General features: G+C 68.9%; 13 protein-coding genes and 3 pseudogenes. 6 read left to right on the forward strand and 10 right to left on the reverse strand.

Features of this window, described 5'->3' with window-relative positions; translation table 11 throughout:
• Window positions 1–175: 175 nt before the first annotated feature.
• Entirely contained in the window at window positions 176–454 is a 279-nt protein-coding gene (locus ACF09K_RS31245) for an Atu4866 domain-containing protein (RefSeq protein WP_392248686.1), read from the reverse strand.
• Between the two features lie 333 nt (window positions 455–787).
• On the opposite strand from ACF09K_RS31245, the gene ACF09K_RS31250 reads away from it, so the two are divergent.
• From ACF09K_RS31250 to ACF09K_RS31265, 4 genes and pseudogenes are all read left to right on the forward strand, one after another.
• Window positions 788–1537 (forward strand): Atu4866 domain-containing protein, encoded by a 750-nt coding sequence (locus tag ACF09K_RS31250; protein ID WP_392248687.1) that lies wholly within the window; start codon window positions 788–790, stop codon window positions 1535–1537.
• Between the two features lie 238 nt (window positions 1538–1775).
• Window positions 1776–3167 (forward strand): amidohydrolase family protein, encoded by a 1392-nt coding sequence (locus tag ACF09K_RS31255; protein WP_392248688.1) that lies wholly within the window; start codon window positions 1776–1778, stop codon window positions 3165–3167.
• Between the two features lie 134 nt (window positions 3168–3301).
• A complete protein-coding gene (locus ACF09K_RS31260) occupies window positions 3302–4027 on the forward strand; it encodes an MFS transporter (protein ID WP_392248689.1) in 726 nt (241 codons plus the stop codon).
• Window positions 4028–4167: 140 nt separating this feature from the next.
• Window positions 4168–4440 (forward strand): annotated as a pseudogene (locus ACF09K_RS31265) (transposase); the annotation flags it as partial.
• A gap of 8 nt (window positions 4441–4448) precedes the next feature.
• On the opposite strand, the gene ACF09K_RS31270 reads toward ACF09K_RS31265, so the two are convergent.
• The 6 genes and pseudogenes from ACF09K_RS31270 to ACF09K_RS31295 all read right to left on the reverse strand — a co-directional run bounded on the left by ACF09K_RS31270 (window position 4449) and on the right by ACF09K_RS31295 (window position 10119).
• Window positions 4449–5249, reverse strand: coding sequence for a helix-turn-helix transcriptional regulator (locus ACF09K_RS31270; RefSeq protein WP_392248690.1), 801 nt, complete (start codon window positions 5247–5249; stop codon window positions 4449–4451).
• 36 nt (window positions 5250–5285) lie between these two features.
• Entirely contained in the window at window positions 5286–6209 is a 924-nt protein-coding gene (locus tag ACF09K_RS31275; protein ID WP_392248691.1) for an alpha/beta hydrolase family protein, read from the reverse strand.
• Window positions 6210–6241: 32 nt separating this feature from the next.
• On the reverse strand, window positions 6242–6706 hold the full coding sequence (locus ACF09K_RS31280; RefSeq protein WP_392248692.1) for a YybH family protein: 465 nt from the start codon (window positions 6704–6706) through the stop codon (window positions 6242–6244).
• Between the two features lie 208 nt (window positions 6707–6914).
• Entirely contained in the window at window positions 6915–7172 is a 258-nt protein-coding gene (locus ACF09K_RS31285) for a hypothetical protein (RefSeq protein ID WP_392248693.1), read from the reverse strand.
• Between the two features lie 330 nt (window positions 7173–7502).
• A pseudogene (locus ACF09K_RS31290) lies at window positions 7503–8876 on the reverse strand (IS1380 family transposase).
• A 352-nt stretch (window positions 8877–9228) separates the two neighbouring features.
• The gene (locus tag ACF09K_RS31295; protein WP_392248694.1) at window positions 9229–10119 is read right to left on the reverse strand and encodes an alpha/beta fold hydrolase; all 891 of its coding nucleotides are present in this window, start codon (window positions 10117–10119) and stop codon (window positions 9229–9231) included.
• Between the two features lie 87 nt (window positions 10120–10206).
• Between ACF09K_RS31295 and ACF09K_RS31300 the strand changes: the two genes are divergently transcribed.
• Both ACF09K_RS31300 and ACF09K_RS31305 read left to right on the forward strand, forming a co-directional pair.
• Window positions 10207–10683 carry a MarR family winged helix-turn-helix transcriptional regulator gene (locus ACF09K_RS31300; RefSeq protein WP_392248695.1) on the forward strand — a complete coding sequence of 159 codons (477 nt, stop codon included), beginning with the start codon at window positions 10207–10209 and terminating at the stop codon, window positions 10681–10683.
• A 293-nt stretch (window positions 10684–10976) separates the two neighbouring features.
• A pseudogene (locus ACF09K_RS31305) lies at window positions 10977–11355 on the forward strand (hypothetical protein).
• 82 nt (window positions 11356–11437) lie between these two features.
• Here the strand turns inward: ACF09K_RS31305 and ACF09K_RS31310 are convergent.
• The 3 genes from ACF09K_RS31310 to ACF09K_RS31320 all read right to left on the reverse strand — a co-directional run bounded on the left by ACF09K_RS31310 (window position 11438) and on the right by ACF09K_RS31320 (window position 13386).
• Complete coding sequence (locus ACF09K_RS31310; RefSeq protein ID WP_392248696.1) at window positions 11438–11614, reverse strand: MafI family immunity protein; 177 nt, start codon at window positions 11612–11614, stop codon at window positions 11438–11440.
• Window positions 11615–12058: 444 nt separating this feature from the next.
• Window positions 12059–12409, reverse strand: coding sequence for a MerR family transcriptional regulator (locus ACF09K_RS31315; protein WP_392248697.1), 351 nt, complete (start codon window positions 12407–12409; stop codon window positions 12059–12061).
• A 23-nt stretch (window positions 12410–12432) separates the two neighbouring features.
• Window positions 12433–13386, reverse strand: a complete 954-nt coding sequence (locus ACF09K_RS31320; protein WP_392248698.1) for an aldo/keto reductase — start codon at window positions 13384–13386, stop codon at window positions 12433–12435.
• Window positions 13387–13779: the final 393 nt, after the last annotated feature.

The raw sequence follows: 13779 nt of genomic DNA on the forward strand, positions 1-13779 counted from the left end.
ACGAGCATCAAGGAGAGACGGCCCTGCCACCTGCGCGAGCCGATGACACCGCCCACCGCGCCGGATACGGCCGGGATGGCACGCCCCTCTGATGGTTCGATCTTGCACGAGAAGGGTCCGCCGGCAAGCTGACGGACCCTTCCCGGCGGTTCCGAGCCGGAATCTCTGTTTGGCCTCACTGCCGGGCGCGCTCGTCGCCCTCGCGGTAGAGCACCAGATGCTCGTGGAAGAGAATGCCGTCGCGGATGTCGCCGGTGGCGGTGAAGCCGATGTCGTCGACGTAGTCGATGTGGTTACCGGTGACGGTGTAGCGGCCGGTATAGGCGCTCTGCCGGTTTCCGCGGGCCTCGTCGTAGCGGCCGTTCGGCAGCAGTTCCTGGCGAATGAATCCGTCCGCGGTCGCCCACATCCCGACGTACGGGTGAGGTGCGCGGGGCGTGTCGTTGCTGGTCATGGCTCCATGGTTGAGCCGGCGGCCGATGGCAACCAGGCCGCCGTCTCCCCAGGTGCGGGCTTCCTGGGGGCGGCGCACCCACGATCGCGAGGGAACGGCGCGGCAAGCTCAGGATGTCGACACAGGCGAGTCTCCCGGGCCCCTGTCACGAGCAGCGGGGCCGATCATGGGTGCCGCTCACCTGGGGATACGGCGGCCTGGTTCCGATTCCGCAGCGCGACGAACCTGATGGTCACGCAGCTGCTGTGGCTGCCGAGCGGCTGCCGCCCACCTGCACCGGCGCTCGCTTCGTACATCGGGCAGACCGATGAGCCGAACTCCCTGAGGAGCACCATGACCATCCCCGACACCGTGAGCTGGAACCCGAAGGCCCTCGACAAGATCGTCTCGAACGACGGTGGCCGTCCCGTCCTGTTCACCAACGCCCGGATCGTGACGATGGACCCGCTGATCGGGACCATGACCGGCGCCGACCTCCTGTTCGTCGGCTCTCTGCTCGTGGGCGTCGGCCCGGACATCATCACCGCGGCGGGCGACGACAACGCCATCGTCGTCGACTGCACGGGCACGACCATCGTCCCCGCCGTCGTGGACACCGTGGCGCTGGTCGGCGGCCGTGGCCACCGCTCCGAGTACGTCGCGACGCTGACCCCGGGCAACACCACCGACTTCCTGGTGGTGCCCGACGAACTCGCCACCGACGTGCCGAGCGCGGTAGCCACCCTCATGACCCGGCCGGAGCAGGTCCGCGCGCTGGTCGCGGCCGGCCGGCCCGTCCTGTGGGCCGGCACCGACGTCCCCGGCCGGGCCACCGCCCCCGAGGCGGACATCCCGGCCGCACCGGACCTGACCGGCAGCCCGCGGGTCGGCGTCTGGATCGACAGGAACGACTTCCTGCACCAGGAGCTCACCGCCGACGGCCGCTACGACGAGACGCGGGGCGGTCGCCCGCACGCCTACCAGGGCCGTTTCTGGATCGACGGTGACCGCATCGACTACCTCGACGACCTCGGCTTCTGGGCCTACGGAGAGTTCCAGGGCGACGAACTGCACCACGCGGGCTACGTCATGAAGCTGGGCTGACCTCTGCGCCCATCGGCGCCCCCACAGTCCCGATCCTGGTGCGCGACACCTGGGGAAACCGCGACCTGGTTGCCGTAGCGGGCGCGGCCGAGGCTGGTGTTCGAACAGCCTCGGCCGCCCCCGGCGAGCGACGCACCCCGCCTGTCCTCGGACGCCCCGGCGACCCACCCCTCCCACCCCTCTCCCGCGGACGGCCCCTTCTTCCAGCCCTGTCCGCCGTACGGAAAGAAGACCTCTCATGAACGTCGACGACACCACCAGCGCCGCCGCCCTCGAAGAGCTCCGGCGCCGCCCCGCCGGTCAGCGGCGCATCCTGTTCACCGGCGCGACCATCGTCACCATGGACCCCGACCTCGGCGTCATCGAGGGCGGCGACCTCCTCGTCGAGGGTGACACCATCACCGCCGTCGGCCGTGACCTCGACGCGGGTGACGCCGTGGTCGTCGACGCCACCGGCACCATCCTCAGCCCCGGCTTCGTCGACACCCACCGCCATGCCTGGGAGGCCCAGCTGCGCCGGATCATGCCGGACGTCGACGACCTCGGCGGCTACGTCATGGCCACCCTGGCCGGCTATGCCACGGTCTACCGGCCCGAGGACATGTACATCGGCACCAAGCTGGCCGCCCTCACCGCGATCGACAGCGGCATCACGACCATGCTCGACTTCTCCCACAACTCCCGCACCCGCGAGCACTCCGACGCTGCCATCGAGGCCCTCGTCGACACCGGCATCCGCGGCGTGCACGCCTCCATGGGCCCGCACTTCGGCGACTGGGACCGCCAGTGGCCCGGCGACCTGGCCCGCGTCAAGGACCAGTACTTCAGCAGCGACGACCAGCGGCTGACCCTGCGCCTGGCGACGCTCGCCACCGACGAGATCGCCGGACCGGCGCTCGCCTACGGTCCCGAACTTGCCCGCGTCGCCAAGGACCTGGGCATCGGAGTGAGCGTGGACGCCGTCTTCGGCACGTCCTCCTCCGAGGCAATCCTGCGCTGGGCCGAGGACGGCATCCTCAGCCCCGACGTCACCCTCATCCACTCCACCGGACTGACCCCCGAGGCGTGGAAGGCGATGGGGGAAACCGGCACCACCGTGGCACTGGCCCCCACCTCCGACGCCCAGATCGGCCTGGAGACCGCGATCCCCGCCGTCGACGAGGCCCTGTCCGTCGGCATCCGCCCCGGACTGAGCATCGACGTCGAAGTCGCCCTGGCAAGCGACATGTTCACGCAGATGCGGTCCCTGCACGCCATCCAGCGGATGCGCGCCGTCAACGCCGCCTACGGCACCGACCAGCAACCCCAGCGCATCACCACCCACGACGTCCTGGACTTCGCCACCCTCCAGGGCGCCCACACCAACGGCCTGGCCGCCGTCACCGGCTCGCTCACCCCGGGCAAGAAGGCCGACCTGCTGGTCATCCAGGCCGAGGACCTCAACAACATGCCGCTCAACGACCCGATCGGCACCGTCGTACTGGGCTCCGACTCCCGCAACATCAGCGCCGTCCTCATCAACGGCGAGCCCCGCAAGTGGAACGGCCACGTCCTCGACGTCGACCTGTCCGCCCTGCGCAGCGAGGTCCACGCCTCGCGCGAGTACGTGCTGAACACCCCGACTGCCTGAGCATCCCCCTTCATCGTCCCCCGGCCGGCCGCACGTCGGCCGGGGGAACCCATTGCCCCCGGCGGTGCCATCGGCCGATCGCGTCGCGCGCAAACACACGGGGCCGCCACCAGACGCCCCCTTCGGGAGTTCCCATGTCCCACCCCACCACAATCCCCAGGCACGCGGCCAAGAGCAGCCCGTCCGCCCAACCGCCGGGCTGGGCCCCGGCCGCCCCGACCACCCTCCTGCTGACCGCGCTCGGCGTCCTGATGGTCGGCCAGATGTACACCGTCCTGGCGCTGCTGCACCCCATGGCCACCGCGCTCGGCACCACACCGGAACAGGCCACCTGGACGGCGACCGCGTTCGGCTTCGCCTACGCCGCCGGATTCCTCGTCTCCGGTCCGCTCTCCGACCGCTACGGACCACGCGCCGTGATCACCGCAGGACTCGTGGCCGCCACGGTATCCACCGCCGCGGTCAGCGCCGCCCCCACCCTCCCCACCGCCATCGCCCTGCGCAGCCTGCAGGGACTGACCGCCGCGACCTTCGCACCCTCCGCGCTCTCCTACGTCGTCCACCACATCGGGCCGCAGCGCCGCGGCACTGCCCTCACCTGCGTCACCAGCGGCATGCTCGCCGCTGCCGTCGTCATGCAGACCGGCGCTCAGGCCGTATCGGCCGGGCTCGGCTGGCGCGCGGTCTTCTGGGGCGGTGCCGCCCTGATGGCCCTGAGCCTGATTCCGGTACGCCGAGTGCTGCGGCCCACCCCGCGCCACGGCACCGGCGGCGGGCTGCTTCAGGCATTCGCGGCGATGCCACGGCTGCTGCGCCGGCCTCGGCTGAGCGCCGTGTACCTCTGTCCACCGTCGCCCTGATGTCCGCCTTCGTCGCCCTCTATACGGCGGTGGCCATCGCCGGACCGCCGAGTATCGCCGGTAACTCCTTCGCGATCCTCGCCCTGCGCACCAGCGCCCTGCCCGCCCTGGTCGCCGTCCCCCTGCTCGCCCCCGTGCTCCAACGGCTGCACGCGGACAAGGCGTACGACATCCCCCACCTGCGGAAATGACTGCGAGGTAAACGCATCGGCGTGCGCATCGCACGCAAAGGCATCGAGTCCAGCGAACGACTGGGCCGCCGCCGCTGGGTCATCGAACGCACGATGTCCTGGCTGTCCGGCTACCGCCGCTTGAGCCCTCGCTACGAACGCGACCCCCGCAACCACCTGGTCTTTCTCGGACTCACCGCCACCCTCTGCTGCTACAAACGACTCGTCCGCCTCACCACATAGGACACCGTCTAATTGATCGCTGAGAGCGGCGCGTATGTGACGAGGCTCAGTCCACGGTAGGCGTCCAGGCTCAACGACTCGTAATGCATTGTGGTCTGGGTGCCGTCTCGGAGGAGGAACGTCTTCTCTCGGTCGCCGAGATGTCCGACGGTATTGAGCTCCCAGATCTGCTGGAACTCGATCGACGCGGCCGTGAGGTCTTCGATCAGTGTCATCGCGCGCGGGGTGTGGCTTTCCCAGCGGGCGAGCTCGGCACGGAAGGTCGCCACGGCCAGCTCTGCCTCGATGCGCCAGCCCGTGATCCGTGTCCGTGATTCGCGGTCCAGGAACAGAATGCGCAGCACATTACGGTCCTCAGGGCTCAGGGCCGCGTAGTCGCTGAGCACCCGGGCAGCGTCGGTGTTCCAGACGAGCACGTCCCAACACGGCGACTTCACGAACGCCGGCCACGGGGCCAGCTGATCGACAAGTCGCTGCAGCCGGGCTCGGCCGGCCGCGTCAGGGTCGTCGACGGGGTGGCCGATACTGCCGTAGGCGAGGAGGAAGGCGTGCTCTTTCTCCTCGGGGCGCAGCTGGAGGGCATCGCAGATGGCCTCCAGCACTGCGGCTGAGGGTGACCCGCCTCGTCCTTGTTCCAGGCGGGTCACCCACTCGACGCTGATATTGGCCAGGGCGGCGACTTCCGAACGGCGAACCCCGGGGGTGCGGCGCCTGGACGGGCGCGCACCCCCGGGCAGCTCGTCGGGTGCGAGCTGTTCTCGGCGTGCCCGCAGGAACGCGCCGAGCTCGTTGACACGGAAATCACTCATCGTGCCTCCATGCTGTCATGCCGCCCGCACGCGAGATCATCCGTCGATGTGCGCGTCGAGCCAGTCCAGGATCGGCTGCGGGCGGCGCTGGAACTCCAGGTAGCCGTCCCACCGCCTCGTGCTGTCCTCGACCCAGTACAGGGTCTTGTCCTTGGTGCCCAGTGCCTCGAACCCGGTCTCGATGTCCTCAGGCTCGGTCAGCGAGTCGTGGCGCACCGCGTACAGGTACGTCGGCACGGTCACGTACCGGGTCCATGCGGTGCCTGGCCGTGCGCCGAACGTCACGGAGGTGCCGCGTATCACCCTCTCATCCAGGTCCGCCAGGCGATCGCGGCCGACGCCGACGATGTCGAGCAGCTTGCTCATGATCACCGGGTCCGAGACCGGCTGGCATGCCACGAGGCCCTTGAGGTGCGCAAACTCCTCCGGAGCGTCGCGCATGGCGCCCAGAGTGGAGTTCGCGCCCAGACACCGGCTGAACAGCGCCGTTCGCATCGCCGCCGTATCGGACCGCTGCTTGGCGTAACGGACCGAGCCGATGACGTCGCGGGCCTCCAAGAGCCCCGATGTGACGGAACCGCCGTTGGCGGCGCCGCTGAGACCAAAGTTGCGCAGGTCGTAGGTCAGGACGTTGTATCCGGCGTCGTGGAGGATCTTGTAGTCGGGGATGAAGTTGACATCCATCGTGTTCCCGCTCGGACCCCAGATCGACTGCCACGGCTCCCTGCTGGTGGGCTGGCCGGCACGGCTGAACCCCATGGGATGGTTCGCGATCACGAGCCGGTCGCTGTCGGCGTGAATGAACCACCCCTCCAACGGGACACCGTCCGCCGAGGGGAACGTGACGGACTCGAACTCGAGGCCCGCATCGGCCGGGGTCCACAGGATCGGTGACCGCAGCGGGTTCACGAACGACGCTGCGATGCGATCAAGGATCTCCTCCGCCTCGGCACCGGTCACTCGCGGTGTTCCTGCCGCGGTCGTCTCCGGGCTCATGACCGCGCCCCGACGGGGGTGAGGTTCATGAGGGCCATGCCGGTCGTGAAGTCGACCGGCCAGGAGACGTGGTCGTGGATCATCAGCCACTGTCCGTCGATGAGCTGGAAGCAGTTGGTCGTGCGCGTCCACGCATCGATCGGGTTGCCGTACATGATGCCCGACATTCGTACCGCACAGCGTGCGATCGCAAGTTCTGCCTGGGCGTGGATGATCAGGTCGGCGATCTCCAGGCCGATCGGGCCATCGAACGAGTCGTAGAACGTCACCCAGTTCTGCCGCCACATCTCCCCGCCGGAGAACTCGAACGGCGGCATCAGATCGAAAGCGGTGAAACCCTCCGGCGCGTAGAAGGACATGATCGCATCGACGTCCTTCGACACGAACGCGCCCCGCCACGCAACCATCCGCTCACGCAGCTGCGCATTCAAGGACTGGTTCGTCGTCGTCTGCTCAGACATTGGTGTTCCCTCCCGCGGGTTCACCGTGAACCCGCAGTACAACTCTCCATCCGTGCACAGCAGCGAGCCAGCCTCGAACTATGGGGGTATAAAAAGTACTTCTGTCCATGAGCACGCCGCCTGGATCACGCGGAATGCATCGTCGGGTTGGTCAGCGCCGTTGCGGTTTCGGGTCACGGCCTCGCGGCTTTACGCTCAGCCCTCGGCGTCACGTCGTCGGCGGTGTCTCTCGGCGAGGGACGATGAGCACAGCGACGAGCGCGCCGACCGTGGCGGTGGCCACAGCGACCGGCAAGGCGGCGTCATAGCCGCCGCTGTCACCCGCACCGGCTGGTCCGGTCCCTGGGGTTGCCGCCGCGACGGAGACGAGGACAGCCAGACCGACGCTACCGCCGGCATGGCGGGTGGAGTCCACCAGGCCGCTGACCAGACCGGCTGCCCCGGGGTGGACACCGGTGTTGGCCAAGAACAATCCATGGCCCGGTCGGTGAGGTAGTGCAGTTCAAAGCTGGAAGACGCTGTCGGCCGCCGGTGGATCGGGTCGGTTTCGTGCGCTTCAGGTCCCGGATTGCACGGGGTCAGTAAGGGGACGAGCAGCCAGTCGTCATTCGCCATCGTTCGCCGACAGCATTAGCCTCGATCTTTCTTGACGGTCTGCCGACGGAGTCGGTGGACCGTTTCGCTTTCGGTGGCTGATGGCGGGCATTCCGAGGGCCCGAGTGTCGCCTCGGGTGGACGGCGGGCCCCACTGCTCCGGGCTGGTTCCTCTTCTTGTAGGGACAGGCGAATCCTCTGCTCAGCCGGGGTTCGGCAGGAGCGCAAGCCGTTCAAGGGCGGCGGTGATCTCGCCGGTCCAGGGCCAGTGGCGGGCGAGGCGGAGGATGCGGCGTCGGCCGGTGGTGACGAGCTGGGCGGCCGCGGAGAACAGGCGGAACCGCAGTCGGCGGGACTCCCAGAGGCGGGCCTGGTCGGTCAGGGCGAGCATGGGCATCCAGGCCAGCAGGTCAAGCGCGATCTGGACGATCTCCAGCCAGACCTTGTTCTGCGCGGTGTGGTGCAGGGGCAGGTTGCGCAGGCCGGTGGCCCGGGCGGCGCGGATGCGGTCCTCGGCCCGGGCCCGCAGCCGGTGACGGAGTTCGAACTCGGCGATCGGCCGGTCAGGAGGTTGGTGGCGAAGCTGGTGATTCGCATGCCGTCCGCGTCGGTGATCCTCAACTGGGCGCCGGGGTGGGGCCGTTCCTTGCGGACGATCAGCCGCATCCCCTTCGGCCAGCCGTCCAGCAGGCCGCCGGTGAGCTCGGCGACCCAGGCCCCGTCACGGACCTCACCGTTGGTCTCGACGGCCGCCGTCCAGGCCTGGGCGGGGACCTTCAGCACGTGTTCGTGGATCACTTCGGTGACCGTCATGCCGACCGACTAGGACAGCCGGCGTCCTCGCCTGGCGAGCCAGGCGAGGAAGTCGTGGGTGCCGCCGGCGGAGTCCGTGCGGATCAGCGTCTGCCGTCCTCGCCGGTAGCGCTTGGGCAGTTGGGCCAGGGCGAGTTGGGTGGTGGTGATGTGGTCGGCGGCCGTGTTCGATCCCGCGTTCCCCGGCCGCAGGAGGGCGGCGACCGGCTCTCCGGTTCCGCCCGGGCCGTGGTCGACGAAGGCCGTCAGAGGACGATGCCCATAGGTCTTCTTCCAGGTCGCGGCCGCGTCCTCCTTGTCGGAGTGCGCGATCACCAGGACGCCGTCGAGGTCGACCGTGACCTGACCGTCGGCGTCCGGGGTGTGCTTGCCTGCCAGCGACCAGACCCGGTTGCGCACCTCGGAGCGTGCGGACCGGATGGCCTGGATGGCCTTCTCGCCGGAGGCGGCGAGGGTGTCGATCGAGCGGGAGACCGTCGGGTCGGAGGCCACCGGCCCGAAGACGGCCGGCTCACAGCGCAGCATGGCGACATCCGCGAGGCAGTCCCCGCCCAGCGCGACCGCGAGGGCCACGTCCAGCAGGATCTTGCCCGGATCGTGCACCGTCCGGGCCTTCCGCCACGGGGACGGCGCCGCGGATATCGCGGTGTCCGGGCCGGCCTTGCGGACGGTCTCGACCAGCAGCATGCACGGCCTGCGAAACCACCGCCCGGCCGCCGCCCGCGATGCGGACGTGCGGATACGACCCGATACGCTTCTTCACCTGGAGAGTGCTTCTTTCCGTGCAGCCAACAGGACCCTAGACAAGTCCCACCGTTGCAGGTCAGGAGCACTCTCCGCTTATTTGATCAAGCCTCGGGCAACCCCACATCGTGAAAGCGCGAGGTTAGAGTCGTCGCCGCGCGGGGGCCTTTGTCCGGTTGATGGTCGGGTGGTGGTTTCGCAGCGTCGATCGAGCGGACGGCGTATCCGCGGTGGGAACACGCGGTGTCGGCGTGGGAGTTGCCCACCTCGGCAGCACGAATCCGGGAGGCAACGGCGCTGCCCCGGCTCGAGGCCGCGTCAGCGGCAGGCCGGAGAGGGCACGGAGGGTGGTGGAGCAGGGACTCGGCCGTTCAGCGGCTCCGGTCGACGTGGTCGACGAAGTCGCCGACCGCGGTGGCGAAGGCGGCGGGCGCCTCCTGCGCGACGAAATGCCCGACGGCCGGGATCGTGACCGCGGTGACGTCGCCGGCGACCTGGCGCATCGTCCGCTCGGTGAAGGGGGCGTTGATGCCGTCGACGGCGAGCACGGGAACGGTCAGCGGCCGCGACTCGGCCAGTGCCCGCATCCGGTCGCCGCCGGTCAGAGAGGAACGGTAGAGCCCCTCGGTGCCGAGCCAGCCGCCCGGCCGCGCGTAGGTGCGGGCGAACTCACCGAGGTCGGCCTCGGTGACCCCGCCCGGCACCATCGTCATCACCGAGACGGCCCAGTCGAGCATCACTCGCTCGCGGCCGGCCAGGAACAGCTCCGGAATTCCCGGGGCGGCCAGGAATCCCACGTGCCAGGAGCCGCCGTTCCTCACGTCGGCCAGCATCTCCCAGCCGTACCCCGGAAGGGTGGTCTCGACGCCGGTGAAGCTGAGGACGTCGCCGGGGTGCGTGGCCGCGAACGCGAAGACCGGCCCGCCGCTGATGTCCTGGCAGGTCACGTGCACGGGCCCGACGCCGAGGTGGGCGACCAGCCGGTGCAGGTCCTCCGCCATGGTGGCCAAGTCGTGGTCGCCGTCGGCGATGCCGGAGTCGCCGAAGCCGCGCAGGTCGACGGCGAACACCCGGTGGGTGGCGGCGAGCAGCGGGATGACGTCGCGGAAGGCCCACCAGGACTCCGGCCACCCGTGCACCAACAGGATCGGGGAGCCGGTGTCGCCCGCCGAGACGTAATGCAACGTGGTGCCGTTGACCTCGGCGGTGTGGTGCGTGACGCCCGCCACGGCGGGTGAGGCGTTCACGAAAGAGCTGGTCATGCGATGACTCCCGAAATAGACAACCAGGTTGACTCCAGTGTTGGTCAACCTGGTTGTCCAAGTCAAGGGAAGATCTAGACTGTGGTCATGTCCTCACGATCCGGCGCCGATCTCGCCCTGCTGCTCCTGGGCAGCTATCGCAATCTGGTGGACGAAGTGGTCCGGGAGCTGGCGGCCCGGGGATACCCCGACGCCCGGCCGTCGCACGAGTACGCGATCCGGGCCATCCGAGCCGGCGCCGACAGCGCCTCGGACTTGGCCCGCAGACTCGCCATCACCAAGCAGGCCGCGGCGAAGACGATCGCCGCGCTCGTCGAACGCGGGTACGTCACCACCGAGACCGACCCCGCCGACATCCGCCGCAAGAACATCCGGATCACCGATCACGGGATCGGGCTGATCACCGAGAGCACGGCGATCTTCGACGAGGTGCGGGCCCGCTGGGAAGTGCGTCTGGGCGCCGCCGAACTCGCCGAGCTGGAAACGCAGCTCGCCCAATTCGTCGGCGACTCGCCCATCAACCTCGACGCTCCGGGCTGGGCGGCGGGACAGGAACTGCGCTAGCGGTCAGCCGAGGGTCGTGGTCGGCCGGTCGGCGCCGCTTTCAGGGCCGCCGGAGACATTGCCCAGGGCCGCACCACCTTCGAACAGGTCATCAACGACCTGGACAGCCTGGCTGACCTCCCCGCCATCCAACTGGCCGCCGCCGAGGGCAGAGACCTCGATGGCGAGGCATCCTCACCATCGTCTGGGACGCCTACGGGTGTGAGTAGGTGGGGTACAGGAAATCCGGCGCTGTCACGTTGGCTGACCGGGTGGGATGATCTTCTGGTCGGTCGTGCCGGGAGGGGTCGTCCGTGGGCAGCGCACCGCCGTCGTACAAGGGGCACCGGTACCCGGTCGAAGTGATCGCGCACTGCGTGTGGCTGTACTTCCGCTTCCCGCTCAGCTTCCGCGAGGTCGAGGAGCTGATGCTCGAGCGCGGCGTGATGGTGGCCCACGAGACGATCCGCCGCTGGTGCGCGAAGTTCGGGCAGTCCTACGCCAACGGCCTGCGCCGCCGCCAGCCCCGGCCCGGGGACAAGCGGCACCCTGTCCGCGTTCAGCGGCATCCCACCCCACTTCCGACCCCGCCGCCACCTGATGAGCGCCCCCGGCTACCGATCCGAGATGGCCATCCGCTTCGCGATCTGGGATCAGATCACCGGCGCCGCCGGCCAGCCCGCCAAGGCTTGAGCACCGGCTCGAAACCCGGCCCTCCCCACGCCCCCGATACGCGGTCAGAGACCCACACATCCAATAATGTGACAGCGCCACTTCAGTCCATCAGTAGCTCGTCAAGGCGCCGAACAGAAGCCGGCGTGTCCCTCTCATCGGCCATAGCTACCAGGGTCGCGTAGTACTGCCGGGTGATGGGGAGAGCATCCTCGTAGATCCACGAGCACATGGTGTCGAACGCCAACGCCTCCTCACCGTGTGACAGCAGATGGCGCACATCCGTGATGACCGCCTCTGAGGCGAGCGGCGAGTCCTCAAGCAGCGATCGAATCGCGTCTCCCCATCAGCGGTCGGGTCGTCACGGGGCTCCGGGCGGCCAAGTCCCGTAAGCCATCCAGCGGCTCAACCTTTACAGCCGTACCCGAAGCCCCGGGGCCCTCCGATCCTACGAATGACCGGAGCAAGCCTGCCTCTTGAAGGTAGGACAGCCTTTGCTGAGCCGAGGCACGATAGTTGTCACGTAGGCAGGCTTGTTGTCACCTGCGGGGTGGTCCGTTGTCGATCGCTTCGGCCCAGCTGCTCGGCGTGGGCGTCACGGAACTGGGCTGACCTGAGTCAGGGCACGAACGTTGTGCCGTTGCCTGACTCAGACAGCGAGGGGGTTCGGGATGGTGGGCGATGTGCGGTGGGCAGGGGTTGAGCTGAGCGGGGCCCTCTGCGCTCAGCTGTAGTAGGCGATTTTGTCGTCGAGGACCTCCATGGCCCGGGACAGCGCCGCGACTCGCTGCTCCAGGGCGGCACGGCGCTCACGGAGGAAGGCGACCCGGTCCTGCGCAGAATGGTCGGCGCGCAGGATGGCGACGAATCCCCGCAGGTCCGCGATGCCGAGGCCGGCCTCACGAAAGCACGTGACCAGACCGATCCAGAAGACGTCGTCCTCGGTGTACTGCCTGCGTCCGCCGAGGGAGCGTTGGATCGGGCCGATCAGCCCTTCGCGCTCGTAGTAGCGCAGAGTGTCGAGGGAGACGCCGGTGCGGTCGGCAACTGCTGCCGGAGTGAGGAGGGTAGTCACTGGGGTTCCTTTTCTGACCGCTGCTACCGCGCTTCGGCGAAGCGCGCCAGGTGCTCGTCGTCGAGCTGCACACGGCGTGCGGCGAGTGCCTCCTCGATCTGCTCCACCCGGCTCGCACCGACGATGGGGTCGATCCCCTGCCGCATCAGCCATGCGAGGACGACCTGGTTCTTCGTGGCCGACAGCTCGCCGGCTATGTCGTCCAGGATCGAGAGCACCCGAGCAGTACCGGGATGATCATAAGTCTGCGGAAGCGACTTGCCCGCGCGCACGTAGGAACCCCACATCAGCGAGGTGTACGACCACACGGCGAGCCCCTCCGAATGCGCGAAGTCCAGGTCCTCGTCGGCGAGCAGGCGATGGCCGGCCTCCGCGAGAGGGGTGAGCGGGCGCGGCTGGACCAGTGAGTGGCGCAGTTGCAGGGCCGTCCACGGTTCTACGCCCTGCTCCCGGGCGAGCGACCGAGCGCGTTCGACGCGCCAGGCGGCATGATTGGCCGCCCCGACCCGCAGAGCCGCTCCCTTCGCGACCAGCGCGCCGAAGGCACCGACCGTCTCCTCCAGCGGCACGGTGCGGTCCTCGGCGTGGGCCCAGAGGAGATCGACGTGATCGACTCCGAGACGCCCCAGGCTCTCCTCGACGCCGGTTTGTACGGCGCGGGCGGAAAGTCCTTCGGCGCTCTGTGGCCAGGAGTGCGGGACGAGCGGATTCTGTCGGACCTTCGTCGCGATCCGTACCGCATCGCGCGCGCCGGGGCGGGCGCGGAGCCACGCGCCGATGACGCGCTCGCTGGCGCCGCCGACGCCGCTCGAATCGGCCCAGAAGGAGTAGCAGTTCGCGGTATCGAGCCAGACACCCCCTACGGCGACGAAGGAGTCGAGGATCGCGAAAGCTTCGTCCGGGCCGACGCGGGTGCCGAAGTCCATCGTGCCGAGGACGAGCTGGGGGCCGGTGATGTTGATGTCCATGCCCGCCATCCTCGGATCTGGTGCGCACTCCAGGTCAAGTGCGGTGGTGGAAACACATCGGGCTCCGGCCTCCGGCGGTCGGCGCCGCGTGTGGCGGACGCGCAAGACGACTCCCCCCGTCATCTTTTTCGCGGTCCTGCAAGAGGGCCGCCGGCCTCCGGGCCCGGCATGGCTGTTGCCCCCTGTCGGTGGGATGACCTGGGGGGGGTGGTGTCACCGGGTCCGAGGGTGCCGTCGGAGACGTTGATCAGAGGTCCGACCACTGCCCGGCCGGGCGTAGCGCCCGGCCGCCGAAGGGCGGCAGGTCTGCATAATGTGGATGCGCGAGATTTTCCATGTTCAACCTGTTCACGTTCAAGGACGGGAAGATCATCGAGAAGCGGGCCCACTACAACCTGGCCG

Source organism: Streptomyces sp. NPDC014882 (assembly GCF_043081325.1).
In the GTDB taxonomy this organism is placed as follows: Bacteria; Actinomycetota; Actinomycetes; order Streptomycetales; family Streptomycetaceae; genus Streptomyces.